This window comes from Pseudomonas sp. Irchel s3h14 (assembly GCF_900187425.1).
In the GTDB taxonomy this organism is placed as follows: Bacteria; Pseudomonadota; Gammaproteobacteria; order Pseudomonadales; family Pseudomonadaceae; genus Aquipseudomonas.
In genome coordinates this window covers 26395-52462 of the sequence record NZ_FYDJ01000009.1, presented here as the reverse complement: position 1 = coordinate 52462, position 26068 = coordinate 26395, and the positions used below count along the sequence as shown (strand labels likewise).

The window sequence follows — 26068 nt, the reverse complement described above, 5'->3', positions numbered from 1 at the left end:
TCTGCGTCCGCTTTGGGACGCGGAGCGTCCCTGGCTGCATTCCCACGCAGAGCGTGGGAACGATCACTGTGGGTTACTGCGCCAACCACCCACCATCAATATTCCACGCCGCGCCACGCACCTGGCTACCGGCCTCACTGCACAAAAACAGCACCAGCTCGCCCAATTGTGGCGGCGTCACAAACTCCAGCGAAGGCTGTTTCTCGGCCAGCAAATCATGCTGCGCCTGTTGCGGGTCGATCCCTTTGGCGATGCGATCATCAATTTGCTTCTGCACCAGTGGCGTCAGCACCCAGCCCGGGCAGATTGCGTTGCAGGTGACGTTGGTGGTCGCCGTTTCCAAACCCACCACCTTGGTCAAACCGATCACCCCATGCTTGGCCGCCACGTAAGCCGCCTTGCCCACGGAGCCGACTTGGCCGTGCACCGAGGCGATGTTGATGATCCGGCCCCAGCCCTTGGCGCGCATGCCTGGCAGGCTCAAACGGGAGCTGTGGAATACCGACGACAGGTTGATCGCAATGATCGAATCCCAGCGCTCCACCGGGAAGTCTTCCACCGGCGCCACATGCTGGATGCCGGCGTTGTTGACCAGGATGTCCACACCGCCGAACTCACGCTCGGCGTAGGCAATCATGTCGGCGATCTGCTCAGGGTTGCTCACGTCAGCCGGGTGATGGCCAACCTTGCCACCGCTTTTGTTATTGAGCAGCTCCACCTCGGCAATCACCTTGGACGCATCACCGAAACCGTTGAGGATCAGATTGGCGCCAGCCTTGGCCAGACTGAGGGCGATGCCCAGGCCGATGCCGCTGGTGGAACCGGTGACCAGTGCAGTCTTGCCCGAAAGAGTCGTCATGAATACCTCACACAATGCCAGTGGCGTAGAAAGTACCGATCACCACAAAAACCGCCAGGGTCTTGATCAGCGTAATACAGAAAATGTCTTTGTAGGCTTCGCGGTGGGTCAGGCCGGTCACCGCCAGCAAGGTAATCACCGCGCCGTTGTGCGGCAGGGTGTCCATGCCACCACTGGCCATCGCGGCCACCCGGTGCAGCACTTCCAGCGGGATGTTGGCCGCATGGGCCGCTGCGATGAAGTCATTGGCCATGGCCGCCAGCGCAATGCTCATACCGCCCGACGCAGAACCGGTGATGCCGGCCAGCAGGGTCACGGTGATCGCTTCGTTGACCAGCGGATTGGGAATGCTTTTGAGCCAGTCGGCCAGCACCAGGAAACCCGGCAAGGAGGCGATCACCGCACCGAAACCATACTCCGACGCGGTGTTCATCGCCGCCAGCAACGAACCGCTGACCGCACTTCTACTGCCCTCGGCGAGTTTGCCGCGAATCGCCTGGAAGCCGAATACCAGCACCATAATGATGCCGACCAGCAAGGCTGCCTGAACGGCCCAGATCGCTGTGAGCTTGGCGATGTCGGTGGTCACCGGCGCGGCCATGCCTGGCAGCGCGAGGCTGTGGGTCTTGCCGTACCACTGCGGAATCCACTGGGTAAACAGCAGGTTCATGATGCCGACGGCCAGCAGCGGCGACACAGCAATCCACGGATTCGGCAGTTTGATGTCGGCAGCGGTTTCCGGCTCGTTGCGCAGATCGGTGCCATACCCTTCACCGGCGTGCTGCGCTTTGTTGCGCTGGCGCTGCAGAAACAGCATGCCGGCGCAGACCACGAAGATCGCGCCGATCAGGCCCAGCCAGGGCGCGGCCCAGGCGGTGGTGTTGAAGAAGGTGCTGGGGATGATGTTCTGGATTTGCGGGGTGCCGGGCAGGGCGTCCATGGTGAACGAGAATGCGCCGAGGGCGATGGTCGCCGGGATGAGTCGCTTGGGAATATTGCTCTGGCGGAACATTTCAGCAGCAAACGGGTAGACCGCGAACACCACTACGAACAGCGACACGCCACCGTAGGTCAGCACGGCGCAGACCAGTACGATCACCAGCATCGCCTGACTCGTGCCGAGGAGACGAATCGCCGCGGCGACGATGGAGCGCGAGAAGCCCGACAGCTCGATCAGCTTGCCGAACACCGCACCGAGCAGGAACACCGGGAAATACAGTTTGATGAAGCCGACCATTTTCTCCATGAACACCCCGGTGAAAGCGGGGGCGACGGCGGAAGGGTCGGTGAGCAGCACGGCGCCGAGGGCGGCAATCGGGGCAAAGAGGATAACGCTGTAGCCACGGTAAGCCGCGAGCATTAGCAGCGTGAGAGCTGCCAAGGCAATGATCACACTCATGGTGTGTCTCCTGGATTGTTATTTTTGTAGGGTGGAACTGTTGTGGGAGAGGGCTTTAGCGAGTTTCGTGCCAGATAGCTAACTAGTTGAAATATAAAGAAATATTGTTGGCGTTCAGTAGCGCTCTTGGATTTCGTCTCTGTTTTGAGAATGTTGGTGGTTGGGCGAGTGCCTTCGCGGGCAAGCCTTGCTCCTACAGGGGGTAATGGTAGTCACTTGATTTGTGTGCGCCGCCCCCTTGTAGGAGCAAGGCTTGCCCGCGATGAGGTCATGTCTACCAATAGAGATCTATGTCTCCTTATAGAGACTCTGCAATCCCCAACGCCACCATCTTCTTGTACAGCGTCGACCGTCCCAGCCCCAACCGCGCCGCCGCTTCAACAACCTTCCCGCCGCATTGCGCGAGGGTGGCTTCAATCAACTGCCGATCAAACCGCTCCCGAGCCGCACTAAACGTCTCATGCGCAACCGGCTCAATCGTTACAGGCGCCGCACGCGCTACCGGTGTGAACGTACCAATCGCCGCGCGGATATCTGCAGCATTCAGCATCAAGTCATCACTAAGCAGCGCGGCGCGTTCGAGCACGTTGCGCAGTTCACGAATGTTCCCCGGCCAGGCATGTTGACCCAGCAACTCCAGCGCTTCACGGTTCAATTCGTGTTGACTGCGCAATTCCTCAAGGATCGCTTCACTGAGGGCCGGCAGGTCATCGAGTCGATCACGCAGCGGCGGGACCTGGATCGGCAGCACGTTGAGGCGGTAATACAGGTCGGCGCGAAATTCACCGCGTTTGATCGCCGCTTCCAGATCCGTTGAGGTCGCGGCGATGACCCGCACGTCACTCTGGATCACTTCGTTGGAGCCCACCGGCTCGAATTCTTTCTCCTGCAGTACCCGCAGCAGTTTGCTTTGCAGTGGCAACGGCATGTCGCCGATTTCATCGAGAAACAGGGTGCCGCCCTGGGCAATCTGCAACTTGCCGGCACGGCCCTTGCGATCAGCACCGGTAAACGCGCCGGGCGCGGTGCCGAAGAATTCCGCTTCCAGCAACGATTCGGGAATCGCCGCGCTGTTGATGCTGACGAAGGCTTTGTGCGCGCGCGGCGAAGCGCCATGGATCGCCTGAGCCAGCAGCTCTTTGCCGGTGCCGGTTTCACCGAGCAGCAAAACCGGAGACTCGGCGCTCGCGCTGCGCCGGGCACGGCGCTTGACTTCGAGGCTGGCGGCGCTGGTGCCGATGAAGTGCGCGAAGTTGTATTTGGTTTGCCGCGCCCGTAGCAACGAGCGGGTGGAGGCCAGTTCTTCCTGCATGCTCATGTAGCGCTTGAGCATCGGCGAGAGGCTGCGCAATTCGTCGAACAGCGCAAACCCGATGGCGCCGATCACCACGCCGGCGTCGTCATGAATCGGCAGGCGCATCACCACCAATGGTTCTTTGGGGGTGTCCTGCATATCGAGCAAAATCGGCCGACCGGTGCGCACCACCTCGCGCAACAGACTGCCGGGGATCACACTTTCGCAGGCCTTGCCGATCGCCACTTCCGCCGATTCCAGGCCGAAGCGCCGGGCATAGCGCTCGTTCATCCAGACAATGTTGGCGTCGCGGTCGACAATCACCGTGCCTTCGCTGGACTGCTCGATGATCTCGAACAACGAACGGATCGCCAGCAAACGAACGCGCTGATAGTCCTTGAGGCTTTCGGTGGTGTTCATCGGACGGCCCCAGGATGCGCCGCCGCCAACAGCTCTTTGGTATACGGATGCTGCGGCGAATCGAATACGTCGTGGCTGGCACCGCTTTCCACCACTTTGCCGTCCTTGATCACGATCATGTCGTGAGCCAGTGCGCGCACCACCGCCAGGTCGTGGCTGATGAACAGGTAGGTCAGGCCATGTTTTTCTTGAAGTTGGCGGAGCAGGGCGACCACTTGTTTTTGCACCGTGCGATCCAGTGCCGAGGTCGGTTCATCCAGCAGGATCAGCGCCGGTTTCAGCACCAGCGCCCGGGCGATGGCGATGCGTTGGCGTTGGCCGCCGGAAAACTCGTGCGGGTAGCGATGACGGCTTTGCGGGTCGAGGCCGACTTCCTCCAGTGCCCGAATCACTTCGGCTTTGCATTCGTCAGCCGTCAACTGGCTATGCACCTCCAGGCCTTCGCTGATGATCTGCGCCACGGACATCCTTGGACTGAGGCTGCCGAACGGGTCCTGGAACACCACCTGCATTTTCTTGCGCCACGGCCGCAGCTGTTTTTGCGTCAGGCCGTCCAGCGCTGCACCCTGAAAGCGAATGCCGCCTTCGGAATCGAGCAAGCGCAGGATCGCCTGACCCAGCGTCGACTTGCCGGAGCCGGATTCGCCCACAATGCCCAGCGTCTTGCCGCGTTGAATGTTCAGGCTGATGCCGTCCACGGCCTTCAGGTAGGTCTTGCGCTGAAACAGCCCGCCACCGAGGGCGAACTGCACTCGGAGATTGTCCACTTCCAGCACGTTCTCGCGCTCGTCCCTGGGCAGTGCTTCACCTTCCGGTTCGGCGTTCAGCAGCACGCAGCTGTAAGGATGTTTCGGTTCGGTAAACAGCGTTTCGCAAGGTGCCTGCTCGACGATTTCTCCGGCCTTCATCACGCAGACTCGTTGGGCAATGCTGCGCACCAGGTTGAGGTCGTGGCTGATCAGCAGCAGCGACATGCCGAGACGCTGTTGCAGGGATTTGAGCAGCAGCAGGATCTTGCGCTGCACTGTCACGTCCAGCGCGGTGGTCGGCTCGTCGGCGATCAGCAGCTCCGGTTCGCAGGCCAGGGCCATGGCGATCATCACCCGTTGCCGCTGGCCGCCGGACAATTGATGGGGATAGGCCTTGAGCCGCTCTTTGGGCTTCTGAATGCCGACCAGATGCAGCAACTCGAGTATCCGCGCTTGCGCCGCTTTGCCGGCCAGGCCCTTGTGCAGCAACAGGGTTTCGCCGATCTGCTTTTCGATGCTGTGCAGCGGATTGAGCGAGGTCATCGGCTCCTGGAAGATCATCGCGATGCGGTTACCCCGCAGTTCTCGCAGCACCTTGGACGAAGCGCCGACCAGCTCCCGGCCACGATAGCGAATACTGCCCGTGGTTTCGGTGCCGGTCTCGGGCAGCAGTTGCAGGATCGAGTGAGCGGTCACCGACTTGCCGCAGCCCGACTCGCCCACCAGCGCCAGGCATTCACCGGGGTGGATGTCCAGGCACAGATTGCGCACCACGGTCTGGCCACTGAAGGCGACGCGCAGGTCACGGATTTCGATCAGGTTGTTACTCATGTTAGCCGTCCGCCTCATGATCTCGGGTCGAAGGCGTCACGTAACGCCTCCCCGATAAACACCAGTAAAGAAAGAATCAGCGCCAGGGTGAAAAACGCTGTCAGCCCCAGCCACGGCGCTTGCAGGTTCTGCTTGCCCTGACCAATCAACTCGCCCAGCGATGCACTGCCGGCGGGCATGCCGAAACCGAGGAAGTCCAGCGCCGTGAGGGTCGAGATTGCCCCGGTCAGAATGAACGGCAGATAACTCAGGGTCGCGTTCATCGCGTTGGGCAGGATGTGCCGGACGATGACTTTACGGTCGGTCAGGCCCAGCGCCCGCGCAGCTTTGACGTATTCCAGGTTGCGTCCGCGCAGGAACTCGGCGCGCACCACGTCCACCAGGGCCAACCAGGAAAACAGCGCCATGATTCCCAGCAGCCACCAGAAATTCGGCTCGACGAAACCCGACAGGATGATCAGCAGGTACAGCACCGGCAGCCCCGACCAAACCTCCAGCAACCGTTGACCGATCAGGTCGACCCAGCCGCCGTAATAGCCTTGCAGGGCGCCGGCCGCGATGCCGATCAGTGCGCTGACAAAGGTCAGCATCAAGGCAAACAGGATCGACACCCGCGCACCGAAAATCACTCGGGCCAACACGTCCCGTGCCTGGTCGTCGGTGCCCAGCCAGTTGACCTTCGTCGGCGGGCTAGGCGCGGGTTGATTGAGATCATAGTTCGGCGTGTCGTCGCTGAAGGGGATTGGCGGGAACAGCATCCAGCCACCGTCCTTATTAATCAGCTTTTGCACATAATCGCTGCGGTAGTCCGCCTGGAACGGCAGCTGCCCGCCAAACTCCTGCTCGGTATGACGCTTCAGGGCTGGGAAATAGAGGGAGCCCTGATAGCTGACGATCAGCGGTTTGTCGTTGGCGATCAGCTCGCCACCGAGGGTCAGCAGGAACAGGCCGACAAACAACCACAGCGACCACCAGCCGCGACGGTTTTTCTTGAACCGCTCGAAACGACGACGACCTAACGGCGAGAGCTTGAACATCAGGCGTTCCTCGCGGCGAAGTCGATACGCGGGTCGACGAGGGTGTAGCAGAGGTCACCGACCAGTTTTATCAAGAGACCGAACAGCGTGAAGATGAACAGCGAACCGAATACCACCGGATAGTCCCGTGAAACCGCGGCCTCGTAACTCATGCGACCCAGGCCGTCGAGGGAGAAGATCACTTCGATCAACAGGGAACCGGCGAAAAATACGCTGATAAACGCCTGGGGAATCCCCGAGACCACCAGCAGCATGGCGTTGCGAAACACGTGGCCGTAGAGCACTCGGCGTTCGCTCAGACCCTTGGCGCGGGCGGTGACCACGTACTGGCGCGTGATTTCATTGAGGAAGGAGTTCTTGGTCAGAATGGTCAGCGTGGCGAACCCGCCGATCACCAGCGCCGTCACCGGCAATACCAGATGCCAGAAGTAATCGGCGATTTTGCCCACGGTCGACAGCGATTCGAAGTTGTCCGAGACCAGGCCGCGCACCGGAAACCAGTTCAGCGAGGTGCCACCGGCGAAAACCACGATCAAGAACATCGCGAACAGGAACGCCGGCATGGCGTAGCCGATGACGATCGCGGTGCTGCTCCAGATATCGAAGTGGCTGCCGTGGTGCACGGCCTTGCGGATGCCCAAAGGAATCGACACCAGGTAGGTGATCAGCGTCGCCCAGAGCCCAAGGGAAATGGTCACCGGCATTTTTTCCAGGATCAGGTCGGTGACGGTCGCGCCGCGGAAAAAGCTCTTGCCGAAGTCCAGGCGCGCATAACTGGTGAGCATCAGCCACAGGCGTTCGTGTGCTGGTTTGTCGAAGCCGTATTGCTTTTCGATGTCCTTGATCAGTTGCGGGTCGAGGCCGCGACTGGATCGGGAGGTGCCGGACATGTGTTCACCGGAACCGCCGCCGACACTCGCGCCGCCGATGCCTTGCAAGTGCGCGATGGCCTGTTCCACCGGGCCACCCGGCGCGGCCTGGACGATGATGAAGTTGACCAGAAGAATGATCACCAGCGTCGGAATGATCAGCAACAGACGCCGCAGTATGTAAGCCCACATCAGTGCGGCCCTCCGGGTTTGCCACGGCTGATTTGCTCAGCGGTCATCTGTTGGTTGGTCAGCGGCGTGGTGCTGATTTCCCACCAGCTCTCGATGGCTTCGTCATTGCTCGCCTGCTCGTTGGGCCTCCCGAAACGATTCCACCACACGGTGGAGCTGCCCGGCGGGTAATAGTTGGGAATCCAGTAGTAGTTCCATTGCAGCACCCGGTCCAGCGCGTGGGCGTAGTGCAGCATTTCGGGTTGGGTGGTGGCGCGAATCAGTCCGTCGATCAGTGTGTCGACCGCTGGATTTTTCAATACCATGTAGTTATTGGCGCCAGGGTCGTTGGCCGAGACCGAGCCGAAGTAATTGAGCAGTTCACCCCCGGGCGACGTCGTGACCGGGTAGCCGGTGACGATCATGTCGTAGTCGCGGCTCATCAGGCGATTCACGTATTGGGACGAGTCGATACGGCGGATATTCATGTCGACGCCGATCTGTTTCAGGGTGCGCTTATAAGGCAGCAGCAAGCGGTCCATGCCGTTCTGGCTGACCAGGAAAGTGAAACTCAACGACTTGCCTTCGGCGTTGACCAGTTGATCGCCATCGGGTTTCCAGCCGGCCTGTTCGAGCAAATCGAGTGCCTGCAACTGTTTGTCGCGTATCAGGCCACTGCCATCGGTTTTCGGTGCCTGGAAAACCTGGGTGAACACCTCGTCGGGGATCTGCCCGCGCAGCGGTTCGAGAATCGCCAGTTCGCCGGCGTCCGGCAGTTGTCGGGCGGCGAGGTCGGTGTTGGAAAAGTAACTCTGCTGGCGGATGTACATGTCGCGCATCATCTGCCGGTTGCTCCACTCGAAATCCCAGAGCATGGCCAGTGCCTGACGCACTCGACGGTCCTGGAACAGCGGGTTTTGCAGGTTGAACACAAAGCCCTGAGCCGTTTGGGGAGCTTGCGTTGCCAGGTGCGCCTTTTGCAGTCGCCCGTCACTCAGGGCCGGGCTGTCGTAGCCAATGGAGTAAGCGGTGGCGGAGAATTCGCGGTTGTAGTCGTAGGCTCCGCCGCGCAGGACCTGACGGGCGACGTCGGTATCGCCGAAGTACTCGATGCTGAAACGATCGAAGTTGTAGAGGCCGCGGCTGACCGGTAAATCCTTGCCCCACCAATCGGCATTGCGCTCGAAAGTGATGCTGCGACCGGAGTCGACCTTGCTCACCCTGTAGGGGCCGCTGCCTAAAGGTGGCTCGTAACCTCCACCATTGGCGAAGTCGCGAGTCTTCCACCAATGCTCGGGAAACACCGGCAGGGTCGCTATATCAAGGGGAAGGGTACGGTTTTCATTGCTTTTCAAGTCGAACCGAACCGTTAGAGGAGATTCCACTTCGACGCCTTTGACGTCGGCAAATTGGGTGCGATAACGCAGGCTGCCCTGAGTCATCAACAGGTCGAAGGTGTAACGAACGTCTTCGGCCGTGATCGGTTTGCCGTCTGCAAAACGGGCCTTGGGGTTCAGGTAGAAGCGCAGGAACAAACCGTCGTCCGAGCGCTCCATCATCGAAGCCACCAGACCGTACACGGTGTAAGGCTCGTCCAGCGAACGCTGGGCGAGGGGCGAGTAAAGCAGGCCGTCGATCTGTGTGACGCCAATGCCTTTATCGATGTAGGGCAACATATGATCGAAATGACCGATTTCGACGGCCGAGCGGCGCATTGTGCCGCCCTTGGGGGCTTGCGGGTTTGTGTAGGCAAAATGACTAAAGCCGGCAGGATACTTCGCCGGTTCACCGTACACGGTCAACGCATGTTGCGGTGCTGCAGTCACACCGGTGACGCTCAACAACAGGGCCACGGCCGTGAACAATAAAGTAGGGAAAGCCAGTCGCATTGTCAGCCTTAGAGCCGGGTGGTCAATAACCGCAATTTGTACGCTAGCGGCGCGTCCCTCGCCACCCGTATCACGTATCCGAAACACAACGGCCCACCAAAAGGCGGGCCGTTGAGCAGAAAACTTAAGGCTTGATCAGTCCTGACGGCTGGTCACTTCCAGCAGGTGGTATCCGAACTGGGTCTTGACCGGGCCTTGCACCACGTTGATCGGTGCGCTGAAGACCACGGCGTCGAATTCCTTGACCATCTGGCCTGGACCGAACGAACCCAGATCACCGCCCTGGCGGCTGGACGGGCAAGTGGAGTTGGCTTTGGCGACTTCGGCGAAATCAGCGCCGCCTTCGATTTGGGCTTTCAATTCGTTGCACTTGGCTTCGCTGGCAACGAGGATGTGACGGGCAGTGGCTTTAGCCATGGTGAAATACTCCTTTCAATGTTCAGTAAAGTGCGGAGCCTACCGGATTCAGTGGTCTATTTCTTCTCAAAAGTTCCGTACAGACTATGCAGGCCGGTACGGTATTCCTTTATAGGCCGGCATTTCTCAGGCGCTCCGCATGCTGCACATACAGGGCAATCGGATCGATGCCCTTGCGCAGCGGACCGGCGGTCTGGCTGAGGCTGTCCAGATGATCCAGCGGGTAGTCGGACCGGATGACTTTGCCCAAATGGGAGCTGTAGCGGCCAACCAGGCCATCGTTCTGCTCGGGTTCGGTGGTGAAGTAGTGGGAAAAGGCGCGGAGGAACCCGTGCAGCGGACTCAGAGCATCAAGCCCTTTGTCGAGGATGTCGCCCTGCAGGGTGCCGCTCCAGGAGTAATAACGTACGCCGTCGACCAGTTCGCGACCCTTGCCACCCCAGGTTTTCGGCAATCCCTGGGGGTACTTGTCATTGAACGCGCCTACACCTTCAGTGGTCAGGGCATTCAGCGCGGCGATGGCGTTCTGCGGCAGGTGATGGTGGCTGCTGAGCAACGATAGAAAGTCTGCAAACAACGTTGCAACTGTCGAGGCGACGTGTTCCGGCAGGCGCCCGGGCGTCAGCGCCTTGCGCAAGAAGTCGGCCAGTTCCGAGCCGTGATTCGGTCCGCTGACGGACGTCACCGAAGCGATTGCCTCCGGTGCTGTCGCTGCCGCATAACGTGCAGCGAGTGCGCCTTGACTGTGGCCGATCAGGTTGACTTTGTTTGCACCGGTTCCTTCCAGTACCCGTTCGATCTGCGCCAGAAGTTGGTCGCCTCGAACTTCATTGCTATGGGTAGCCGACACGTGCGGGATAAACACTCTTGCGCCTGCACTCCTGAGGGCCTGCTTGACGTCATGAAAGAGTTCGATCTTGCCGATGCGATCGAAGCCGAAGAGCCCGTGGATCAACAGGATCGGATACTGAGTCGTTGCATTCCGTTGCATGTTCTTTCCTTTTTCGCAGTCGTTCAGAGGTGTGTTGATGGGCTCACTCTAAAGCACACCCGCTGTTCGACGTTGTATGAAAAAGCCGCTGTAACCTGATGAAAACGGAATAGAAAATGTACGAAAGTTCGAAAGTAGATGAGGTCTTGTTCGGAATATTTGAACATCTTTTTATCTGTAACAGAGCGTTTTACTGCGATGGCCTACTCCGGGAACACCCATTGCCTGTTAATCGTGTCTCGATTCCGACGTCCAGTCCTCGATAGGAGGACTGGACGAGGGTATGGCTCACGCCGATTGTTCAACCCTGCTCTGCGCTCTGAGCCGGTCGGCTGCCTGGCGCAACAATAAATCCGTCCCGCTCCAGCCAAGGCAGCCGTCCGTGACTGACACGCCGTAACGCATTGACGTGCCCAGCGGTTGGCAGCCTTCGAACAGATGACTCTCGATCATCATGCCGATCAGTGATCGATCACCTTGCAGGCGCTGTTCAAGCACATCGTTAAACACCGACGGCTGACGCAACGGGTCTTTGCCGCTGTTGGCATGGCTGCAATCGACCATGATCCGGGCCGGGATCTTCAGTTTGGTCAAATCGCTGTTCACCTGGGCGACGCTCTCGCGGTCGTAGTTCGGCCCACGGTGTCCGCCACGCAGCACCAGGTGGGTGTCGGGATTGCCCGGCGTCTGAATGATTGCCGGATGACCCTGGCTGTCGACACCGAAATGACGATGCGGATGGGCGGCAGAGCGCATGGCGTCGCTGGCCACACCGACACCACCATCGGTGCCGTTCTTGAAGCCGACCGGCATGCTCAGGCCGCTGGCCATTTCACGGTGGATCTGCGATTCGGTGGTGCGAGCGCCAATAGCGACCCAGCTCAGCAGATCGTCGAAGTAGCCGGCAGCCATCGGTTGCAGCAGTTCGGTGGCAATCGGCAGTCCCAGGCGGAGCATTTCGCGCATCAACTCGCGGGAAAGCGTCAAGCCGCCGGCCATGTCATCGCTGCCATCCAGGTGGGGATCGTAGGCCAGGCCTTTCCAGCCGACCGTGGTGCGGGGTTTTTCGACGTAGGCGCGCATCACCAGCAGCATCTCATCGCTGACGTCGGCGGCGAGGCGAGCGAGCTTGCCAGCGTATTCGAGGGCGGACTGAGGATCGTGGATCGAGCAGGGGCCGACGATGACCAGCAGACGGGAGTCTTCACCGTTGAGGATCGCGCGAACCGCTTCGCGGTGGGCGGCGACTTGCTGGCTCAGGACGTTGCTGAGTGGCAGTTGCTGTTTGAGTTGCAATGAGCTGGGCAGACGCAGGGTCAGCGCTTCATTGGCAGGGCTCAAGGTGGACAGCGGCAGAGCAGAGACGGACGAGTTCATATTCGGGCTTCCTGGGCTGGCGGCGGGTTCGTTCCCGCGCACTCGGCCCTACTGGGGTGTTCGACAATTGGCCGGATTGGCTGCGTGTGTGTGCTTGCCACCTGTGGGTGACCGATCGGAGGCGGCAGGCTGTCCCGAGCGGAGGCTGCTAAATCGCCAGGCGGTAAAACTGTCGTAACGGTAATAAGTGGCGTAGTTCATTGTTGAATCCTCTGGCTGTCTGGTGTGTCGCTAAAAATGTGTGGGGCTGAAAAAACAAAACCCCCGGTCGGGAAGCCGACCGGGGGTTGAGAATTCTCTGGTGGCGACCCGTTTAAAGTGGGCGCCGTGTGGGTATCAGGCGCGCCAGTGGCTAAACCAATACCCAAAATAAAAGCTGACCGGAGCACAAACGTCATTCACCCGGGCAGCCGACACCGAGCGCAGGGCGCTGACGGTACGAAGCTGTATGAGGGCGTTGAACATGATTTGTCTCCGATGAGTGCGCCGAGCTTACTAGAGGCCGGTACGCGGATTCAATCAGAAAATGCTATCGATCACCGGAGGCATTTTCTATCGCTTGAGTGCGTCGCCGGTTGTGACACACTTTGTGCTTCGCTTATGTACAACGTCACAAGGACGAACCATGACGCCACTGATCATCGCTGCTGCTCAATCGATCTCCATCGCCGGTGACCTTGCTGCAAACATTGTGTGGCATCAGCGCTTCATGCAGCTTGCCGCGGAGCAGGGCGTGCAATTTCTGGTGTTCCCGGAGTTATCGCTGACCGGGTACGAGCGTGGATTTGCGGCTGAATTGGCCATTGCGCCAGACGCCGAGGTGCTGCAACCGCTACGGGATTTCGCGCGGGAAGTCGGTGTAACGACTGTCGTCGGGATGCCGATTCGCCTGTCGGAGGATTCGCCCGTATTGATTGGGGCGCTGGTGTTGGGCGCTGATGGATCGCTCGGGATCTACAGTAAGCAACATCTGCACCCCGGCGAGGAAGTGGCATTTGCACCGGGAACCGGCGGTTCGACCCTGACCATAGGTGCCGATACGGTCGCGTTGGCGGTGTGTGCGGATTTCTCTCACACCAGTCATGCCGCCGCGGCGGCGCAGCAAGGGGCCGATCTCTATGCGGCGGGCGTGCTGATCACGGAAAACGGTTACGCCCCGGATACCGCGTTGTTGCAAGGTTACGCCAGCGCTCATTCGATGGCGGTCCTGATGGCCAACCATGGCGGTGCAACCGGTGGCTGGGAATCGGCAGGTCGCAGCGCGATCTGGGCGTCGGACGGTTCGCTGATTGCGGCCGCACCCGGAACCGGTAACCTGATGGTCGTTGCTCGACGCAACGCTGACGGCTGGAAAGGGCAATTAGTGGAGGTTGCATTGGAGTGATGGTATTTGAATTACGTCCGGCGACATCCAGGGACCTCGACTTCGCTCGTGAACTGACCCGCAACAACATGCTCCGCTATTACATTCAGCACGATCTGCTGTGGCAGGACGAAGGGTTCGATGTTGGCTGGGCAGGGCGCGAGAACTGGTTGATTGTAAGTGGCAGTACCGTGTTGGGCTTTTTCAGTCTGAGTCGTGACGCCAAAGCCCTGTACATCCGCGAACTGCACGTCCTCGAAGCGTTTCGAGGGCAGGGCGCCGGTTCCTGGGCGATTGATCAGGTATTCGACATGGCGTGCAAGGAGCGGCGCCCGGCATTGCGTTTGACGGTTTTCGAAAATAATCCCGCGCAAGCGTTGTATGAAAGAAAGGGCCTGAAGGTGGTCGGCACGGACGAGTGTTTCCTGAGAATGCAGCGTGATATCAATGACTCGCCTGGCTGAGACACGCATACGGCAAGCCTTTCAAGATGTATTGAAACTTTTTATATGACGCTTGCCGCTAGGTCTGCCAGTTGCTTTTTGCTAAGGTGTCGGCAACCCAATAAGACCATATCGCGAGGTGTCTGCTTGATTAGGGTGCTAGTAGTCGATGATCATGATCTCGTTCGTACAGGCATTACACGAATGCTGGCTGACATCGATGGCCTGCAAGTAGTCGGCCAGGCTGAGTCAGGCGAAGAATCCCTGCTCAAGGCGCGTGAGTTGAAACCCGATGTGGTGCTGATGGACGTCAAGATGCCCGGTATCGGCGGTCTTGAAGCCACACGCAAATTGTTGCGCAGTCATCCGGATATCAAAGTCGTCGCGGTCACCGTGTGCGAAGAAGATCCGTTTCCGACTCGGTTGTTGCAGGCCGGTGCCGCGGGCTATCTGACCAAGGGCGCCGGATTGCCGGAAATGGTCCAGGCCATCCGCCTGGTGTTTGCCGGGCAGCGCTACATCAGCCCGCAAATTGCACAGCAACTGGCGATCAAATCCTTTCAGCCGACCAATGACTCGCCTTTCGACGCCTTGTCGGAGCGGGAAATCCAGATCGCGCTGATGATTGTCGGCTGTCAGAAGGTCCAGATCATTTCCGACAAACTGTGTCTGTCGCCAAAAACCGTGAACACTTACCGTTACCGCATTTTCGAAAAGCTTTCGATCAGCAGCGATGTCGAGTTGACGCTGTTGGCGGTTCGTCACGGCATGGTCGATGCCAGTCTCTGAAAATGACTGAAGTCTTCGATCCAAGCGCCTTTCTGTCGACGGTCAGTGGGCGTCCCGGTGTGTATCGCATGTTCGACAGCGAGGCACGCCTGCTCTACGTCGGCAAGGCCAAGAACCTCAAGAATCGCCTGTCGAGTTATTTCCGCAAATCCGGTCTTGCGCCCAAGACTGCGGCGCTGGTCGCGCGTATCGCTCAGGTCGAAACGACGATTACGGCCAATGAAACCGAAGCCTTGTTGCTTGAGCAGACGCTGATCAAGGAGTGGCGTCCTCCCTACAACATCCTGCTGCGCGACGACAAATCCTACCCCTACGTCTTTCTCTCGGATGGCCAGTTCCCTCGCTTGAGCATCCATCGCGGTGCAAAAAAGGCCAAGGGCAAATATTTCGGCCCTTATCCCAGCGCCGGTGCGATTCGCGAAAGCCTGAGCCTGCTGCAGAAGACGTTTTTTGTTCGTCAGTGCGAAGACAGCTATTACAAGAACCGCACGCGCCCTTGCCTGCAATACCAGATCAAACGCTGCAAGGCGCCCTGTGTCGGGCTGGTGGAACCTGAGGTATACGCTGAAGACGTACGGCACTCGGTGATGTTCCTTGAGGGGCGCAGCAATGCGCTTGCGGATGAGTTGTCCGCAGGAATGGAGGAGGCGGCGATCAATCTCGAGTTCGAGCGTGCGGCCGAGTTGCGGGATCAGATTTCATTACTGCGCCGGGTCCAGGACCAGCAGAGCATGGAAGGCGGGACGGGCGATGTCGACGTGATCGCAGCGTTTGTCAATCCGGGTGGTGCCTGCGTTCATTTGATCAGTGTGCGTGGCGGGCGGGTGTTGGGGAGCAAGAACTTCTTTCCGCAGGTGGGTATTGAAGAAGACGTTTCCGAAGTCATGGCGGCGTTTCTCGGTCAGTACTTCATCAGCAGTCCCGAGCGCGACTTGCCGAGCGAACTGATCGTCAACGTGGTTCACGAAGACTTCCCGACCCTGATCGCGGCCATCGATGAGCTGCGCGGTCGCGAATTGACCATCAGTCATAGGGTTCGTGGTACGCGAGCACGCTGGCAACAGTTGGCGGTCACCAATGCCGAGCAGGCCCTGGGAGCGCGACTGGCTAATCGTCAACACGTTGCTGCACGTTTCGATGCCCTGGCGGAAGTGTTGAACCTGGATGAGCCACCGCAGCGCCTGGAGTGTTACGACATCAGTCACTCCAGTGGTGAAGCGACCGTGGCCTCCTGCGTGGTGTTCGGCCCCGAAGGTCCGATCAAGTCCGACTACCGTCGCTACAACATTGAAGGCGTCACCCCGGGCGATGACTACGCCGCGATGCACCAGGCCCTGACCCGACGCTTCAGCAAACTGAAGGACGGGGAGGGCAAGCTACCGGACATTTTGCTGGTGGACGGTGGCAAGGGGCAGTTGTCCATGGCCCGCGACGTGCTCAATGAACTGGCTGTGCCTGATCTGATTCTGCTGGGCGTAGCCAAGGGCGCCACGCGCAAGGCCGGTTTCGAAACCCTGTACCTGAACGATGCCGCCCACGAATTCACCTTGCGCGGCGATTCCCCCGCGCTGCATTTGATCCAGCAGATACGCGACGAGGCTCACCGTTTTGCGATTACCGGGCACCGCGCCCGTCGTGGGAAAACTCGCCGCACGTCTACACTGGAGGGCGTTGCCGGTGTCGGACCGACCCGTCGTCGCGATTTGTTGAAACATTTTGGTGGATTGCAGGAGCTGTCTCGTGCCAGCATCGAAGAGATCGCCAAAGCACCCGGGATCAGTAAAAAGCTCGCAGAGTTGATTTATGCCAATCTGCACAGCGAGTAGAATGCCCCCTCACCTCGTAGCCAGTTGTGCCGATGAATATCCCTAATCTGATTACCGTACTACGCGTCCTGCTCATTCCGATCTTCATTTTACTGTTCTACCTGCCGTATCAATGGAGCTATCTGGCGTCCGCCTCGGTGTTCGCATTTGCTGCCGCCACAGACTGGCTGGATGGGTATCTGGCCCGCCGACTGGAACAAAGCACACCGTTCGGGGCTTTCCTCGATCCTGTGGCTGACAAGCTGATGGTTGCCGTTGCGCTGGTATTGCTGGTGCAAGAACATGGCAACCTGTGGCTCACGCTGCCGGCCGCCGTGATCATCGGTCGCGAGATTGTCGTCTCGGCACTTCGCGAATGGATGGCCGAACTCGGCGCCCGCGCTCACGTCGCGGTGTCGAACCTGGGCAAATGGAAAACCGCCGCGCAAATGCTGGCGCTGGTGATCCTGCTGGCCAATCCGTCGGATTTCACGTTCTGGGTGCTGCTGGGTTACGCCTTGCTGCTGATATCCGCGGGCCTGACGTTGTGGTCCATGGTCCAATATTTACGGGCTGCCTGGCCGCATCTGAAGACCGACGTGGAAAAGAAATAAACTTTTTTGAATCAAGGGGTTGACGGGGCATCTGGATTCTATAGAATGCGCCACACCAAGACGCGGGAATAGCTCAGTTGGTAGAGCACGACCTTGCCAAGGTCGGGGTCGCGAGTTCGAGTCTCGTTTCCCGCTCCAAGATTCAAAAAAACGCCACTCAATGAGTGGCGTTTTTTTGTGCGTGACATTTACGTTCAGCGTTTAAAGAGAGGCCTTGGAAAGCGTGAGCCAAGCAGGCATTCCAGAGCCGCGCCTCCCAGTTGCATCTTTGTTACCTCGGTGGAATAGTTGTTTTTGTGATCTGTCACTGTTTGCAGCCTGAGCATTCGGGCAATTGCGAAACTCAAATCCTGAAGCGACTGAGAAGTTTGTCCTGGTGGCCAACGTGCTCCACCATCGCCGAGCATTGACGAACTTGCTTGTCCGCACTGCCGGATACTTCAAGACTGATATCGCGGATGTTCGTCGTGTTGCGATTGATTTCCTCGGTCGTGGCGCTCTGTTCTTCAGCGGCGGTGGCAATCTGCAGGTTCATGTCATTGATGCGATAAATGGCCTCACGTATCCGTTCGAGCGTTTCATTGGCTGCATTGGCGTCCCCGGCAGTCTTGCTGGCCGTGTCACGGCTTTGCTGCACTCGCACTTGGGCGTGTTTCACACCCGCCTGCAATTGATCAATCATCAGGCGTATTTCCTGAGTGGATTGCTGAGTACGCGAGGCCAGTGAGCGCACCTCGTCAGCCACCACGGCGAAACCGCGTCCCGATTCACCGGCACGTGCCGCCTCGATGGCCGCATTGAGCGCGAGCAGATTGGTTTGGTCGGCGATGCTGGTGATGACCGCCACGATCGATTCGATGCTTTGACTGAGCGTGGATAATTCATTGATGGCATGACCGGTGTCGTCCATCTCGTCAGCCAAACGCTTGATCGCCCCCGTTGACTTGGAGACCAGGGCGACCCCGTTTGCTGTTTCCTCGCTGGCAACGATCGCCGCCTCGGCAGCGGCTTGAGCATTGCGCGCCACGTCCTCGGCGGTCGAGGCCATCTCGGTCATGGCGGTGGCCAGTTGATCCAGTTCCTGTAGTTGAATCTGTACGCGGTTGGCGGCCTGATCCGCTTCGCATGACGTCGCTGTGGTGCTCTCGTGGACTTGTTGTGAGCTACTTTTCACATCGCCAATGAGTGCTTTAAGGTTCTGCAGGAACTGGTTGAACTCACCGGCGACCAGTGCAATTTCATCATTGCCGACCACGGGTAATTGGCGGGTCAGGTCGCCTTCTCCGCGATTGATGTCTGCCAACGATTCCTTGAGTTGATCCAGGGGGCGCAGTAGCCGTCTGACCAGCAGCCCCAACACCAACAGGCTAAGCAATACGCCCAGGCCAGTACCGATGACGGCTCGCCAGCTCAGGATATGGGCTGCGGCCATGACGATGTCCTGATCGAGCACCACACCAATGTACCAATCCATGCCCTTGAGATCGGTGAGTGGGATGAAGGACACCAGGAGGGACTTTCCATCGCTACTGACTTCTTGAAGCTGACTGTTGAGCGGTAGGGCGCTTCCTGCGAAAAGCTGGCTGTAGGGCTTGCCGTTCAGTTCAGCGTCCGGGTGGGAAATGATGTTGCCACTCTTGCTCAGCAGAAAGGCATAACCGGCCCCACCGAAATCCAGCGTATTGATGGCATCGGCAACCGCAGTCAAACGGATGTCACCGCCAAACACCCCGAGCAACTGACCCGCATCGCTGATCCGGGCGACAGCCGAGATCAGAATTTCACCGGTGGTGGAGTCCTTGTAAGGTTCGGTTAAAACTGCTTGGCCACCTGCCTTGCCGGTTACGTACCAAGGGCGGGCGCGACCGTCATAGTCAGGTTTGGGATTCCAGGACGCGGTGTTCTTGATGGGTTTTCCATCAGACTCAAGGGCGCCGAATACCAGCTTGAATTCGTCTTTCAGAATGGGCGAATCGAAGATTCGTTGGGTCGCTTGCGGGCTGTACTGGCGGTCGATCGCCTGGGATGCCAAATCCATCAGACGAAGTTTGCCGTTTAGCCAGTTTTCGATCTGGCGTGCGACCGCATTGCTCGATTCGGAAATGCTCGCCTCAACCTGGTGACGCAAAATCGTACGTATCTGCTCTACCTGGACCAGCGACAGGAGACTGGTCGTCACGAACAGCACACAAGCAGCCACAAGGCTTACCTTGTAACGGATTTTCATTGAGGGCTCCAAAGGATCGATCAAGGGGAGCAGAGCATCCAGTCCTTGAATGTTCGGTGTGTCATTGAGGACGCCATCGCGGGCAAGCCATGCTCCTGTAGGAGCGAGGCTTGCCCGCGATAGCCGTTACGCGGTATCGCGCCGGGTTAGAAGAAGCCCAATGGATTGATGTCGTAGCTCACCAGCAGGTTTTTGGTCTGCTGATAGTGATCGAGCATCATTTTGTGGGTTTCACGACCGACGCCGGATTTTTTGTAACCGCCGAACGCGGCGTGCGCCGGGTACAGGTGGTAGCAATTGGTCCACACCCGGCCGGCCTTGATGGCGCGACCCATGCGATAAGCGCGGTTGATGTCGCGGGTCCAGAGGCCGGCACCCAGGCCGAACTCGGTGTCGTTGGCGATGGCCAGGGCTTCGGCTTCGTCTTTGAAGGTGGTGATGCTCACCACCGGGCCAAAGATTTCTTCCTGGAACACGCGCATTTTGTTGGTGCCCTTGAGCAGGGTCGGCTGGATGTAATACCCGGTCGCTAGGTTGCCCTCGAGTTTCTCCACTTTGCCGCCGGTCAGCAGCTCGGCGCCTTCGCCTTTGGCGATTTCCAGGTACGAAAGGATTTTGTCGAATTGCTGCTCGGACGCCTGGGCGCCGACCATGGTGTTGGTGTCCAGCGGGTCGCCACGTTTGATCGACAGCACTTTCTTCATCACGACTTTCATGAAGTCGTCATAGATCGACTCTTGCACCAAGGCGCGGGACGGGCAGGTGCAGACTTCGCCCTGGTTGAAGAACGCCAGCACCAGGCCTTCGGCGGCTTTTTCGATGAAGGTTTCTTCGGCTTGCATGATGTCGGCGAAGAAGATGTTCGGCGACTTGCCACCCAGCTCCACGGTGGACGGAATGATGTTTTCGGCAGCGCATTTCATGATGTGCGAGCCGACCGGGGTCGAGCCGGTGAAGGCGATCTTGGCGATGCGTTTGCTGGTGGCCAGGGCTTCGCCGGCTTCTTTGCCGAAACCTTGCACCACGTTCAGCACGCCCGGTGGCAGCAGGTCGCCGATCAGCTCCATCAGCACGGTAATGCCCAGCGGGGTTTGTTCGGCAGGTTTGAGCACCACGCAGTTACCAGCCGCCAGGGCCGGGGCGAGTTTCCAGGCGGCCATCAGGATCGGGAAGTTCCACGGGATGATCTGCCCGACCACGCCCAGCGGTTCATGGAAGTGATACGCCGCGGTGTGTTCATTGATTTCAGCGGAGCTACCTTCCTGTGCACGGATGCAACCGGCGTAGTAGCGGAAATGGTCCACGGCCAGCGGGATATCGGCGTTAAGGGTTTCACGCACGGCTTTGCCGTTGTCCCAGGTTTCGGTGACGGCCAACAGTTCGAGGTTTTGCTCGATGCGGTCGGCGATTTTCAGCAGCGCCAAAGAGCGGTCCTGCACTGAAGTTTTGCCCCAGGCATCGGCCGCCGCATGGGCAGCGTCCAGCGCCTTGTCAATGTCTTCGGCGCTGGAGCGGGGAAATTCGGCAATCGGTTGGCCATTCACGGGCGAGGTGGTGGTGAAGTACTGACCGTTGACCGGTGCGACGAACTCACCGCCGATGTAGTTGCCATAACGGGACTTGAAGGAAACGATGGCGCCGGGAGTGCCTGGGTGGGCGTAGTTCATGGTCGGAATCTCTTGTTGTTTTGGGTTGTGACCGTCCGTGGGACGGCCACTGTCAGTGACACAAGCCGTGCAGGGTCAGGAACCCTGTGGGGTTTCTCCGCGTGCCAGGCGCGCATTGATGTCTTCGATGACTGCCGGCAACTCGACGATGGTGTCGATCAGGTAGTGCGGGCGAGAGCCTTCGAACATCTTGATGATGCGTGTGCGTTCTTCGGCCAACTCCTCCAGGGACAAGTCTTTGAATTCCTCATAGGTCAGACCCAGTGCGTTGCCGGAGCAGGTCAGTGCGACCGTCCACATGCCCGCGCTGCGGCCTTCGAGGATGCCCGGCCAGGTGTCGTCGACCTTGACGCAAGCCGCGACGTCGCTGATCCCCAGAGCGATTACATTGGCCAAGGCCTGTGCGGGATGCGGACGACCGTTGGGCACTTCGTCGGTGGCAACAACGTGGTCGGTGACGTAGCCGTTCTTACGCGCCAGCTCTACGACTTTTTCCATGACCACGGCCGGATAACCCGAGCAGGAGCCGATTTTCAGACCCTTGTCGCGTAAGCCGTTGATAGTATCGAGAGCACCGGGAATCAACGCCGAGTGCAGGGCGATCTTTTCGATCTGCAACGGCATGAAGCGCTCGTAGAGGGCGGTGACATCATCATCCGTTGGCAGGCGACCGAAGGCGGCCTGGTAGCGTGCGGCAATCTGTGGCTCGTTGCACAGCGTGCGGATGTGATCCCACTTGCCCATGCCCATGGGACCACGTGCTTCTTCCAAAGAGACGGCAACGCCGAATTCGCCGAAGGCTTCCACGAAGATCTGAGTGGGTGCGAAAGAGCCGAAGTCAACGACGGTGCCCGCCCAGTCGAGGACCACAGCTTGCAGTTGAGAAGGTTGTTTGTAATGCATGGTGATTGCTCCAGTGATGGATAATTGGTTAGTTCGAATTCAGGAATTGGTGCCGACAATGACCGGTTGCACCGGAGTCGAAGCAAGCGCCTTGCTTTCGATTGTTTTCGGGCGGCTGTTCCAGAAGGGCACCAGTATCAGACTGGCTAGAAGCGCTGAGGCAGTGAACACCAGGAATATGGTGGTGGTGTCGAAGTAGCCGGGCAGCAAGCCACCAAGAATGGCACCTACCGAACCGCAGCCGTTGACGAAGCCTGCCGCGGAGGCCGCTCCGTCCTTGCTACCGAAATCAATGGCAGCCGAGCCGCTCAGCATCGAATCCGGCCCGTAGAGGGTCAGGCCCATCATGAACAGCAGGCCGACCACCATATAAAGACTGCCGCTCTGCATCGCAGGGACAAACAACCCTAGGCAGATGGTGAGGACAACCAAGCTAAGGACACAGGCCGGCATCCGACGAGCGCCGAAGTACTTATCTGATGCGATACCGATAAGGATCGGGCCCACCAGGCCCGCCAATTCGAAGGCGGTGGGTACGATGGCAGATGCGACTTTGCCGATCTCAGGCATCCGTTCGTAGATGATTACTGGGCCCCACAGGAGAATTGCATAGCGCGCGGGCTTAAGCATGAAATAGGCAAGGCCGAGAACCAGCACGGTTCGATTTTTCATCACGGCGCGCAAGCCAGCCCACATACTTTCGCGCGGCACCACGACGTTGCTGACGGGTTCGATCTCGATCTCGACAGGAGGCAGACCTACGTCCTCCGGCCGGTTGCGTTGCAGGAAAAAGAACAGCACTGCTACCACCAGTACCACCACAGCACTGCTGATGAACGACATGCGCCAGTCGTGGAAGACCTGATAGGCCCACCAACCTGCAAATGGCGTTGCCACTAGTCCGCCGAACGCGTAGCAGGTGCACCAGTAACCCATTACGCGGCCACGTTCGCCAGTGCTGAAGAAGCTCCCGATATTCTTGCACAGGCCTGACCAACCGGTGGATTGAGCGAGACCCTGTACCAGCATGCAGGAGACGAAAATCGGTAAGGTGGCGTAGGTCCCCATGAGCAGCGCCGCCAGCGCTGAGATGACCAGGCCGCTAAGTACCACGACCCTTGGTCCGAAGCGGTCGGCGAAATTACCCCAGAGGAACTGGCCCACGGCATAAGCGGCCAAGTAGAGGGCGTCGAGATTGGCCATCATGGCCTTTTCGAGCATGAAGCTTGGATCTTCGCCAATACCCAGTTTGGCAACAGAAAACGCCTTGCGGGTGAAGTAGAAGGCGGCATAAGCCACCCAGGTGATGAGAAAAACTTGCACGCGCCAACGCTGGAGAGATTTCCAGCCGGTTGCGAGAGGACTTGTGGTGTTCTTGTTCATGGTGTACTGATCCCGTGTGAGGTGCCAGACAGCGCAAATGAGGTCGGTTTTTGTTTTTGTTTTCGGTGCACAAGTCTGTCCAGGCGCACGACATCGATCAGATGGCCGTGAGAATGGCATCAGGCTTCAAGATATAAATGACGGCGGTCGCTGACTCCTGCCCGGCGCTGCCGAGCGATACGTCACCGAATCCATGGTTTAAAAAAGATCTCTGCCCAAAGGCGCTACCCATTGCACCAGTGCTCGAATCGGCAGAAACCTAAAAGGGGTCGATCAGGCTGCGGGCTTGAGCATGTCCACGTCCATGGCGACGAGACTGTCTGCGATAGCGCGGAGCAATTGGTGGACGATGTATTCGTCGATCTGGCCGATGCAGCCAATACGGAAACTCTCAGCAACGGTCAGCTTGCCCGGGTAGATGATGAACTGACGGGCCTTGAGTTCTTCGTAGAAGCGCGTGAAATCAAAATTGGGATGTTCAGGGCTGAAGAACGTGGTGATGATCGGCGACAGCCAACGGTCTTCCAACAGTGTCCTGAAGCCCAACTCGCGCATACCAGCGACCAGTACGTCGCGGTTGCGTGTGTAGCGCGCCAACCGGCCATGCACGCCGCCTTCGGCGCTGTGCTGTTCCAACGCCTTGTGGAAGGCCACCACACTGTGGGTCGGCGGTGTGAAGCGCCATTGACCGGTGCGCTCCATGTAGGCCCACTGTTCGAAGAGATCGAGGGACAGCGAGTTGGCGCGGCCTTTGGCGGCTTCAATGACAGAGCGGCGGATGATCACGAAACCAAAGCCTGGAATGCCCTCGATGCATTTGTTGGCGGATGACACCACCACGTCAAAGGCTATTTCATTCACAGTCAACGGCACGGCGCCGAAGGAACTCATGGCGTCGATAATCAGGCTCTTGCCGTGGGCCTTCACGACATCGGCGATTTCACGCAGCGGGTTGAGGATGCCGGAGCTGGTTTCGCAATGGACGACGAAGACATTGGTGATGTCCGGGTTGGCCTTGAGCAGGGCATCCACTTCCTCCGGCTGCGGAGGCAGGTAATCGCCTTTGTCCAGGGTAATGAAGGCACGACCGAGGTATTCCAGGGTCTTGGTGGCGCGCTGACCGTAGGCGCCGTTCATTAGCACCAGGGCTTTACCGTCACGCGGGATGGCGGTGGCCAATGCGGCCTCTACTGAGTAGCTGCCGCTACCTTGCAATGGCACGCAGGCGAAGCTGTCATCCTGTACGCCGGCCATGCTGAGCAATTTCTGGCGAACTTCAGCAGTGACCTGGTTGAAGGCACCGTCCCATGAGCCCCAATCGCGCAACATGGCTTCCTTGGTGGCTTTGGAGGTGGTCAGCGGGCCTGGGGTCAACAGGTAGGGCTCGCCCAAGGCAGGGGTTGCCAGCGGTTGGGTGGTCGGGAATTCAGCGGTGGTCATGATCTTCTCCGGCGGTGTTGTTTTTATGAGGAGTGATGCACGGATTGATAAAAACACTTGCGCAGAAATAACTGAAATCGATTTATCACATTACAAATACAAGCTGAGCTTATAAGTGAGATTTCATCGCCGCTGTAAATCAGCCCCGATCTGTCTGGTGCGTTCAATTTGGATTCTGTTGGTTCAAATCTCTTCCCATGACGATGCAGCTCTTGGATTTACGTACTTGCCCAAGTAGCCGTTCGCGATTCGATGCCGTCGCGGAAAAATAATCTTCACACCTGGATTCCCGACGCTTCGGTACAGGGTGTGGTCGACAGCTCGACCTTTTCTTCCTGCTCGGAAAAGGCGATCCGCCCAAAATGTTTTGTAAGATCCACAGGCGGTTGCGCCCGGTGCTGTCCTGCCTGTTTTTGGGTCTCGGTGATGGTGTGAGCAGGGGATATGCCTTCGTTAAAAGCGCTTATGCCGAGAATTGTCGCAGCAGCTACTCGCCGCAACTGCTCAAGCCGCTGGGGATCAAGGCGCCGGTGTATCCGCTCAAGGGTTACTCCCTGACCGTGCCGATCACCAACCCGGCGATGGCCCCGACTTCGACCATTCTCGACGAGACCTACAAGGTCGCGATTACCCGTTTCGACAACCGCATCCGCGTCGGTGGCATGGCTGAAATAGCCGGTTTTGACCTGTCGCTGAACCCGCGTCGGCGCGAAACCCTGGAGAAGATCGTCAACGACCTTTATCCTCAGGGCGGCAATCTGGCCGAAGCCAGCTTCTGGACCGGCCTGCGCTCGACCACTCCGGACGGCACGCCGATTGTCGGTGCCACACCGTTCAAGAACCTGTTCCTGAACACCGGTCATGGCACGCTCGGCTGGACCATGGCCTGTGGCTCCGACCGCTTGCTGGCTGACTTGATGGCCAAGAGAAAACCGCAGCTCAGCGCCGAAGGCCTCGATATTTCCCGTTACGGCAGTGATACGCCGGAGCCAGCAGAGCATGGCGATCCAGCGCCGGTTCACCAGTGAGCGAGAACGTATAAGCTAATCCTGACAGTGTTGAAAAAAAACCGCCCGGCCAATAGCCAGGCGTTTTTTTGTTGGCAAACGTAAAAATTTCGCTGCTTGATCG

General features: G+C 58.7%; 21 protein-coding genes, 1 tRNA gene and 2 pseudogenes. 7 read left to right on the top strand and 17 right to left on the bottom strand.

Annotation, left to right across the window (positions count from 1 at the left end; all coding sequences use genetic code 11):
* Positions 1-73: 73 nt before the first annotated feature.
* From CKW16_RS18385 to CKW16_RS32625, 11 genes are all read right to left on the bottom strand, one after another.
* Positions 74-859, bottom strand: a complete 786-nt coding sequence (locus CKW16_RS18385) for a 3-hydroxybutyrate dehydrogenase (protein WP_095129596.1) — start codon at positions 857-859, stop codon at positions 74-76.
* A gap of 7 nt (positions 860-866) precedes the next feature.
* Positions 867-2258 carry a GntP family permease gene (locus CKW16_RS18380; protein WP_095129595.1) on the bottom strand — a complete coding sequence of 464 codons (1392 nt, stop codon included), beginning with the start codon at positions 2256-2258 and terminating at the stop codon, positions 867-869.
* Between the two features lie 298 nt (positions 2259-2556).
* Positions 2557-3972, bottom strand: coding sequence for a sigma-54-dependent Fis family transcriptional regulator (locus CKW16_RS18375; RefSeq protein WP_095129594.1), 1416 nt, complete (start codon positions 3970-3972; stop codon positions 2557-2559).
* A complete protein-coding gene (locus CKW16_RS18370) occupies positions 3969-5552 on the bottom strand; it encodes an ABC transporter ATP-binding protein (protein WP_095129593.1) in 1584 nt (527 codons plus the stop codon). Before CKW16_RS18370 ends, CKW16_RS18375 begins: the two co-directional genes overlap by 4 nt.
* A gap of 14 nt (positions 5553-5566) precedes the next feature.
* Positions 5567-6589, bottom strand: coding sequence for an ABC transporter permease (locus CKW16_RS18365; protein ID WP_095129592.1), 1023 nt, complete (start codon positions 6587-6589; stop codon positions 5567-5569).
* Entirely contained in the window at positions 6589-7650 is a 1062-nt protein-coding gene (locus CKW16_RS18360; RefSeq protein ID WP_095129591.1) for a microcin C ABC transporter permease YejB, read from the bottom strand. Before CKW16_RS18360 ends, CKW16_RS18365 begins: the two co-directional genes overlap by 1 nt.
* Positions 7650-9518, bottom strand: a complete 1869-nt coding sequence (locus CKW16_RS18355; RefSeq protein WP_095129590.1) for an extracellular solute-binding protein — start codon at positions 9516-9518, stop codon at positions 7650-7652. Before CKW16_RS18355 ends, CKW16_RS18360 begins: the two co-directional genes overlap by 1 nt.
* A 135-nt stretch (positions 9519-9653) precedes the next feature.
* On the bottom strand, positions 9654-9935 hold the full coding sequence (locus CKW16_RS18350) for a peptidylprolyl isomerase (RefSeq protein WP_046048458.1): 282 nt from the start codon (positions 9933-9935) through the stop codon (positions 9654-9656).
* Between the two features lie 109 nt (positions 9936-10044).
* Positions 10045-10926, bottom strand: a complete 882-nt coding sequence (locus CKW16_RS18345; RefSeq protein WP_095129589.1) for a triacylglycerol lipase — start codon at positions 10924-10926, stop codon at positions 10045-10047.
* Positions 10927-11214: 288 nt separating this feature from the next.
* Complete coding sequence (locus CKW16_RS18340; RefSeq protein WP_095129588.1) at positions 11215-12303, bottom strand: 3-deoxy-7-phosphoheptulonate synthase; 1089 nt, start codon at positions 12301-12303, stop codon at positions 11215-11217.
* Between the two features lie 336 nt (positions 12304-12639).
* Entirely contained in the window at positions 12640-12768 is a 129-nt protein-coding gene (locus CKW16_RS32625) for a hypothetical protein (RefSeq protein ID WP_256580517.1), read from the bottom strand.
* 160 nt (positions 12769-12928) lie between these two features.
* On the opposite strand from CKW16_RS32625, the gene CKW16_RS18335 reads away from it, so the two are divergent.
* The 6 genes from CKW16_RS18335 (at position 12929) to CKW16_RS18310 (ending at position 17455) form a co-directional block, all read left to right on the top strand.
* Positions 12929-13687, top strand: a complete 759-nt coding sequence (locus tag CKW16_RS18335; RefSeq protein ID WP_095129587.1) for a carbon-nitrogen hydrolase family protein — start codon at positions 12929-12931, stop codon at positions 13685-13687.
* Complete coding sequence (locus CKW16_RS18330) at positions 13687-14130, top strand: N-acetyltransferase (protein WP_095129586.1); 444 nt, start codon at positions 13687-13689, stop codon at positions 14128-14130. The genes CKW16_RS18335 and CKW16_RS18330 overlap by 1 nt, the downstream gene beginning before the upstream one ends.
* Positions 14131-14256: 126 nt before the next feature.
* Complete coding sequence (uvrY, locus tag CKW16_RS18325; protein WP_008015884.1) at positions 14257-14898, top strand: UvrY/SirA/GacA family response regulator transcription factor; 642 nt, start codon at positions 14257-14259, stop codon at positions 14896-14898.
* A 2-nt stretch (positions 14899-14900) separates the two neighbouring features.
* Positions 14901-16724: an excinuclease ABC subunit UvrC gene (uvrC, locus tag CKW16_RS18320; protein ID WP_095129585.1), complete on the top strand. Its 1824-nt coding sequence runs from the start codon at positions 14901-14903 to the stop codon at positions 16722-16724.
* A 32-nt stretch (positions 16725-16756) separates the two neighbouring features.
* Positions 16757-17317 (top strand): CDP-diacylglycerol--glycerol-3-phosphate 3-phosphatidyltransferase, encoded by a 561-nt coding sequence (pgsA, locus tag CKW16_RS18315; protein WP_008150904.1) that lies wholly within the window; start codon positions 16757-16759, stop codon positions 17315-17317.
* Positions 17318-17379: 62 nt separating this feature from the next.
* Positions 17380-17455 (top strand) — tRNA-Gly (locus tag CKW16_RS18310).
* Between the two features lie 205 nt (positions 17456-17660).
* On the opposite strand, the gene CKW16_RS32895 is transcribed toward CKW16_RS18310, so the two are convergent.
* The 6 genes and pseudogenes from CKW16_RS32895 to CKW16_RS18285 all read right to left on the bottom strand — a co-directional run bounded on the left by CKW16_RS32895 (position 17661) and on the right by CKW16_RS18285 (position 24937).
* Positions 17661-18491 (bottom strand): methyl-accepting chemotaxis protein, encoded by an 831-nt coding sequence (locus CKW16_RS32895; protein WP_371918038.1) that lies wholly within the window; start codon positions 18489-18491, stop codon positions 17661-17663.
* 27 nt (positions 18492-18518) lie between these two features.
* Positions 18519-19544, bottom strand: a pseudogene (locus CKW16_RS32890) (cache domain-containing protein); the annotation flags it as partial.
* Between the two features lie 146 nt (positions 19545-19690).
* Entirely contained in the window at positions 19691-21211 is a 1521-nt protein-coding gene (locus CKW16_RS18300; RefSeq protein WP_095129583.1) for an aldehyde dehydrogenase family protein, read from the bottom strand.
* A 75-nt stretch (positions 21212-21286) separates the two neighbouring features.
* A complete protein-coding gene (gene phnX, locus CKW16_RS18295; RefSeq protein WP_095129582.1) occupies positions 21287-22114 on the bottom strand; it encodes a phosphonoacetaldehyde hydrolase in 828 nt (275 codons plus the stop codon).
* A 39-nt stretch (positions 22115-22153) separates the two neighbouring features.
* Positions 22154-23497, bottom strand: a complete 1344-nt coding sequence (locus tag CKW16_RS18290; protein ID WP_095129581.1) for an MFS transporter — start codon at positions 23495-23497, stop codon at positions 22154-22156.
* Positions 23498-23770: 273 nt separating this feature from the next.
* The gene (locus CKW16_RS18285; protein WP_095129580.1) at positions 23771-24937 is read right to left on the bottom strand and encodes a 2-aminoethylphosphonate--pyruvate transaminase; all 1167 of its coding nucleotides are present in this window, start codon (positions 24935-24937) and stop codon (positions 23771-23773) included.
* Positions 24938-25422: 485 nt separating this feature from the next.
* Here CKW16_RS18285 and CKW16_RS18280 point away from each other — a divergent pair.
* Positions 25423-25965: pseudogene (locus tag CKW16_RS18280) on the top strand (FAD-dependent oxidoreductase); the annotation flags it as partial.
* Positions 25966-26068 lie beyond the last annotated feature (103 nt).

Bases quoted from the DNA above. Each gene is read 5' to 3' on its own strand.
- CKW16_RS18375 (WP_095129594.1), bottom strand. From the start codon at position 3,972: ATGAACACCACCGAAAGCCTCAAGGACTATCAGCGCGTTCGTTTGCTG.
- CKW16_RS18380 (WP_095129595.1), bottom strand. From the start codon at position 2,258: ATGAGTGTGATCATTGCCTTGGCAGCTCTCACGCTGCTAATGCTCGCG.
- CKW16_RS18340 (WP_095129588.1), bottom strand. From the start codon at position 12,303: ATGAACTCGTCCGTCTCTGCTCTGCCGCTGTCCACCTTGAGCCCTGCC.
- CKW16_RS18355 (WP_095129590.1), bottom strand. From the start codon at position 9,518: ATGCGACTGGCTTTCCCTACTTTATTGTTCACGGCCGTGGCCCTGTTG.
- CKW16_RS18330 (WP_095129586.1), top strand. From the start codon at position 13,687: ATGGTATTTGAATTACGTCCGGCGACATCCAGGGACCTCGACTTCGCT.
- CKW16_RS18290 (WP_095129581.1), bottom strand. From the start codon at position 23,497: ATGAACAAGAACACCACAAGTCCTCTCGCAACCGGCTGGAAATCTCTC.
- CKW16_RS32625 (WP_256580517.1), bottom strand. From the start codon at position 12,768: ATGTTCAACGCCCTCATACAGCTTCGTACCGTCAGCGCCCTGCGCTCG.
- CKW16_RS18345 (WP_095129589.1), bottom strand. From the start codon at position 10,926: ATGCAACGGAATGCAACGACTCAGTATCCGATCCTGTTGATCCACGGG.
- phnX (WP_095129582.1), bottom strand. From the start codon at position 22,114: ATGCATTACAAACAACCTTCTCAACTGCAAGCTGTGGTCCTCGACTGG.
- uvrC (WP_095129585.1), top strand. From the start codon at position 14,901: ATGACTGAAGTCTTCGATCCAAGCGCCTTTCTGTCGACGGTCAGTGGG.
- CKW16_RS18350 (WP_046048458.1), bottom strand. From the start codon at position 9,935: ATGGCTAAAGCCACTGCCCGTCACATCCTCGTTGCCAGCGAAGCCAAG.
- CKW16_RS18385 (WP_095129596.1), bottom strand. From the start codon at position 859: ATGACGACTCTTTCGGGCAAGACTGCACTGGTCACCGGTTCCACCAGC.
- CKW16_RS18285 (WP_095129580.1), bottom strand. From the start codon at position 24,937: ATGACCACCGCTGAATTCCCGACCACCCAACCGCTGGCAACCCCTGCC.
- CKW16_RS18335 (WP_095129587.1), top strand. From the start codon at position 12,929: ATGACGCCACTGATCATCGCTGCTGCTCAATCGATCTCCATCGCCGGT.
- pgsA (WP_008150904.1), top strand. From the start codon at position 16,757: ATGAATATCCCTAATCTGATTACCGTACTACGCGTCCTGCTCATTCCG.
- CKW16_RS18360 (WP_095129591.1), bottom strand. From the start codon at position 7,650: ATGTGGGCTTACATACTGCGGCGTCTGTTGCTGATCATTCCGACGCTG.
- CKW16_RS18300 (WP_095129583.1), bottom strand. From the start codon at position 21,211: ATGAACTACGCCCACCCAGGCACTCCCGGCGCCATCGTTTCCTTCAAG.
- CKW16_RS18365 (WP_095129592.1), bottom strand. From the start codon at position 6,589: ATGTTCAAGCTCTCGCCGTTAGGTCGTCGTCGTTTCGAGCGGTTCAAG.
- CKW16_RS18370 (WP_095129593.1), bottom strand. From the start codon at position 5,552: ATGAGTAACAACCTGATCGAAATCCGTGACCTGCGCGTCGCCTTCAGT.